At 41.6% G+C, this 4,219-nt stretch carries 2 protein-coding genes; one reads left to right on the plus strand and one right to left on the minus strand.

Going from position 1 to position 4,219, the window contains the following annotated elements:
- Positions 1 to 34: 34 nt before the first annotated feature.
- The gene (locus P5683_RS14755; RefSeq protein WP_006668814.1) at positions 35 to 1,798 is read right to left on the minus strand and encodes a peptide ABC transporter substrate-binding protein; all 1,764 of its coding nucleotides are present in this window, start codon (positions 1,796 to 1,798) and stop codon (positions 35 to 37) included.
- Between the two features lie 216 nt (positions 1,799 to 2,014).
- On the opposite strand from P5683_RS14755, the gene P5683_RS14760 reads away from it, so the two are divergent.
- The gene (locus P5683_RS14760; protein WP_006625151.1) at positions 2,015 to 4,090 is read left to right on the plus strand and encodes a cation:proton antiporter; all 2,076 of its coding nucleotides are present in this window, start codon (positions 2,015 to 2,017) and stop codon (positions 4,088 to 4,090) included.
- Positions 4,091 to 4,219: the final 129 nt, after the last annotated feature.

Consider the following 4,219-nt stretch of genomic DNA (forward strand, 5'->3'; position numbering starts at 1 on the left):
CTGTATTTCATAGAGATGAGAAGCGCTAGATTAACTAAATTGACTGGCGCTGCCAATTTTTAATATCCCAAGTATTAGCATCCCAAGGGGAGGGTTCAATACCAGTTAAAGTATTACTAATTCCCGTAGTAGTCGCACGTTCAACAATGGGCATTACTGCGACATCTTCCCGTAGAAACTCATCCATTTGACGGAATAATAAGGCTCGTTTTTCTGGGTCTAGTTCGGTGGTTGCTTTTCGCCACATTTCGTCATATTGAGGGTTGCAATAACGAGCATAATTAGGTCGTTGCCAATTATTTTCTTTTTGGGAAATTTCCCCACAGGTCCACCACTTCATGTGAGGTCCTGGGTCGGGACTTTCATTTCCTGTAGTTAACATTTGGAGGTCTGCATAAAAATGATTAATGGTGTCGGTATTGGCGGGGTCGCCAGAGAAGAAGATACCCGGGTCAATGCTTTTTAATTCGACCCTTATCCCGATCGCCTCTAAAGACTGTTTAACTATTTCTTGAGTTTTCTGGCGCACGGGATTAACTGATGTTTGAAACACCACGCGCATTTCTAATCCATCTCGGTCACGGATACCATTATTATTAGTATCTTTCCAGCCAGCTTCATCTAACAAAGTTTTAGCTTTTTCTAGGTCGTGGCTATAGTTAATTTGATTGGATCTATAAGCGGCTGGAATAACTATTAATTGCGCGGTCGGACGACCTGTTTTCCCATAAAGTTGATTAGCTATAGTATCACGGTCTATAGCCAAATCAAAGGCTTGTCGGACTCGTTTATCACTAAAAAAGGGATGGGGGAATTGAACACTAGAACGTTCTCCATCTGCGGTAGCTTGATTAGGGTCGGTAAAATTAAACATAATCCTTTCCACATAGGACCCAAAATTCGCCAAAATTTTGCCTTTCCCTCCGGCTGCTAACTGTTGGAGAATATGACCTTCTACCTGTAAGTTAAAAGCATAATCAAAATCTCCCGTTTGTAAGACGGCTCTAGCGGCTGAGGTCGCATCACCACCCCCTTTAATTTCTACTCTTTCAAAAAAGGGTTTATCTGGCTCCCAATAATTGGGGTTAGCTTCGTAAAGGGCTAAGTCTCCGGGTTGAAAACTTACCAGTTTATAGGGTCCGGTGCCAATGGGTTGATTATTCGCCCTAGCGGACCGAATATTAGAGTTATTGTAACTAGCAAAAATATGCTCTGGGAGAATTAAGCCTCTTTGACCAGTAAAAGGAACCGACCAACCCGGAGTAATATTTTTAAAAGTAATTTTGATGGTGTAATCATCTAGGGCTTCTACGCTTTCAATACCTGCGTAAACCTCAGCACTAGATGAACCTACATCAGGGTTCATAATAAAGTTATAAGTGAAAACCACATCTTTGGCGGTGAAAGGTTCGCCGTCAGACCAAGTTACACCCGATCGCAATTTCCAAGTTACCGATTTTCCATCTGCTGCGACACTCCCATTTTCTCGACTGGGAATTTCCGCCGCCAGAAGAGGAATCAGGCGATCGCTATGATCATAACTCGCCAAAGGCTCATACACTAACCTAGCCGCATCAAAGTCTTTAAATCCTGTCGCCAAGTGAGGATTAAGGATAGTAGGAGACTGCCAATAGAGAAGTTTAAGGTTTTTGTCATTTTGAGTAGTTGGCGCGTCCTGGGGGCTACAGGCTGCGAAGGTGATAGACAAGAAACAGGAAAGAATCACTAGAGGTAGGAATAAACGCCGAATCATATTTTTAGGGTAATCAATGTCCGCCCTTAAATTTGTAGCAGACATTAGCACATTTGGCGAACCGATTTAGTTAACCACCTCTCGATTAACCTACTTTCCCTAAAAATAGGATTGTCAGAATCCCAAGATTATGCTATAAGTCTATAGTCTATGTAACCGACCTTTTATAAGCCCTCTTTTAGGGCGATCGGCGAGACAGGCTGAGGCTTGGCATCTTTCTCCCTTTATATAAGTCTAAGCAATTCTACCGGGAACTAACTCATGGATACTTTGGGATACTTAATCAATACAGACGTAGATGGGTTTTCCATGATTAATCTGACCACTCCCCTCGCGCAAATTTTATCACAACCCATTCAGGACCCCGTAGCGGTTTTCTTAATTATTATGGGGATGATGCTCATTGCTCCCCTAGTATTTGAACGCATAAAACTACCTGGTATTGTCGGATTAATCTTAGCCGGAGTTATTATTGGTCCCCATGGCATAGGGTTACTTGCCAGAGATAATACCATAGTTTTATTGGGGACTGTGGGATTGTTATTCTTGATGTTTCTAGCAGGCTTAGAAACCAGCTTAGACGACCTCAAACTAAATGCCAAGTCAGCCTTTTGCTTCGGTTTACTCACCTTTTTATTACCGATGATACTGGGAACTATAGCCATGATGGCTCTGGGTTACAGTGTATTAGCTGCCATCTTAGTAGCCTCTTGTTTTGCTTCCCATACTCTCCTAGCTTTACCCATCTTAAACCGTCTGGGAATTATGCGTGCTTCCTCCGTAACCGCCACCCTAGGAGGAACCTTAATTACCAATGTGTTAGCCTTATTAGTTTTAGCAATTGTCGTCAAAGCCCATCGCGGCGATTTAACCCTAGAATTTTGGCTATTTTTAATTCCGGCTTTAACCATTTATACCTTCGCATCTCTCTGGGGAGTTCCCAAAATTGGTCGCTGGTTTTTTCGAAAATTTGGTCATGACGAAGGCGCAGAATTTACCTTTGTTGTCGCCACATTATTAGTAGCTTCCTATGTAGCGCAACTCATCGAAATTGAACCCATTATTGGCGCTTTCTTGGCTGGTATTGCTCTGACTCCTATTATCCCTAACTTGAGTCCATTAATGAACAGGATTCAGTTTATTGGCAATACCCTATTTATTCCCTTCTTTTTAATCTCTGTAGGGATGTTAATTGACCCTCTAATTTTAATCAAAGAACCTCGCTCTCTTTTAGTCGCAGTAGTCATGATTGTGGCAGAATTTATCAGCAAGTATGCAGCCGCTTGGACTTCCGGCAAAGTTTTTGGCTGGCCGTTTCCAGAGAAAATGGTTTGCTTTGGTCTGTCTGTAGCTCAAGCTGCTTCGACTCTGGCAGCGATTACGGTTGCTTTTAATATTGAATTAGTAGATGAGTTAACTGTTAATGGTATTATTGCCATGATTTTATTTAGTTGTATCGCTTCTCCCTGGATAGTCAATCGTTGGGGTAAATTAGTCAAACCAGCCGAAAAATTAGACGGCGACAATCAGCGCAATTGGTCGGAAAGGGTATTAGTTCCGGTCGCTAACCCTAGCACAGAAGATAACCTATTACAATTGGCGATTTTGCTGGTCAAAAAATCTAAAGGTACTCTATTACCTCTTAATGTGATTTCTGACAAAAACGGTAATATTTCTTCCTCGGCTAAAACTAAACAAAGCCGTTTATTGTCTGTGGCTGAACAGATAGCTCACGCCGCAACGGTTAAGGTTGAGTCTATTGCTAGAATTGATGCAGCTATATCCAGGGGAATTGTTCGTAGTGCCACCGAACGCAACGCGACGCTGATTATTTGCGGTTGGAAGGGGTATTCAACCTATCAAGAGAATTTCTTTGGTAGCGTAATTGATCAGATTATCAGGCGTTCACCTGTGCCAGTTTTGATTACTCGCTTCCCTCAGCCTCTGGAAAATACGGAGAGGGTATTTATGGTATTCAATCAAGGGGAAATTTCCTCTTGGGAATTTAAACAAACTCTGGAAATAACTAAAGCGATCGCTGAAGAAATTAAAGCGAAATTACACTTATTGGTATTGGTGACTGATTATCTGACCGTGGATTTAAATCTTTCATCCTTCGGTCTAAGTAAAGATACCCCAGTTCAACAAATACAAGGGAATTTTATTATGAAAGTTTCCCGAATGCTCAAAACTAATGATTTGTTATTATTAACTCCCGGCAGTCATGAGAATCAGGCTTTCGGATTCTCTAGAAGCGGCTTGGTAGAACCAGAAACAATTGTTCGCGCTCATTCAGATGTTGCGACTATTGTCGTTCATTTCCCTAAGCTTAGTTAATGGTTGCTAAATCTCTCTCTTGATATGTTCGTTAATGGTCAAAATCATGTTTAAATCTTCTCAACAATTCAGCCATTTTTCGGTCTATTTCCTAACAGTAATTGACAAAACCAAATTCGGCGTGATATT

The organism is Limnospira sp. PMC 1279.21 (genome assembly GCF_032349615.1).
Classification (GTDB): domain Bacteria; phylum Cyanobacteriota; class Cyanobacteriia; order Cyanobacteriales; family Microcoleaceae; genus Limnospira; species Limnospira fusiformis.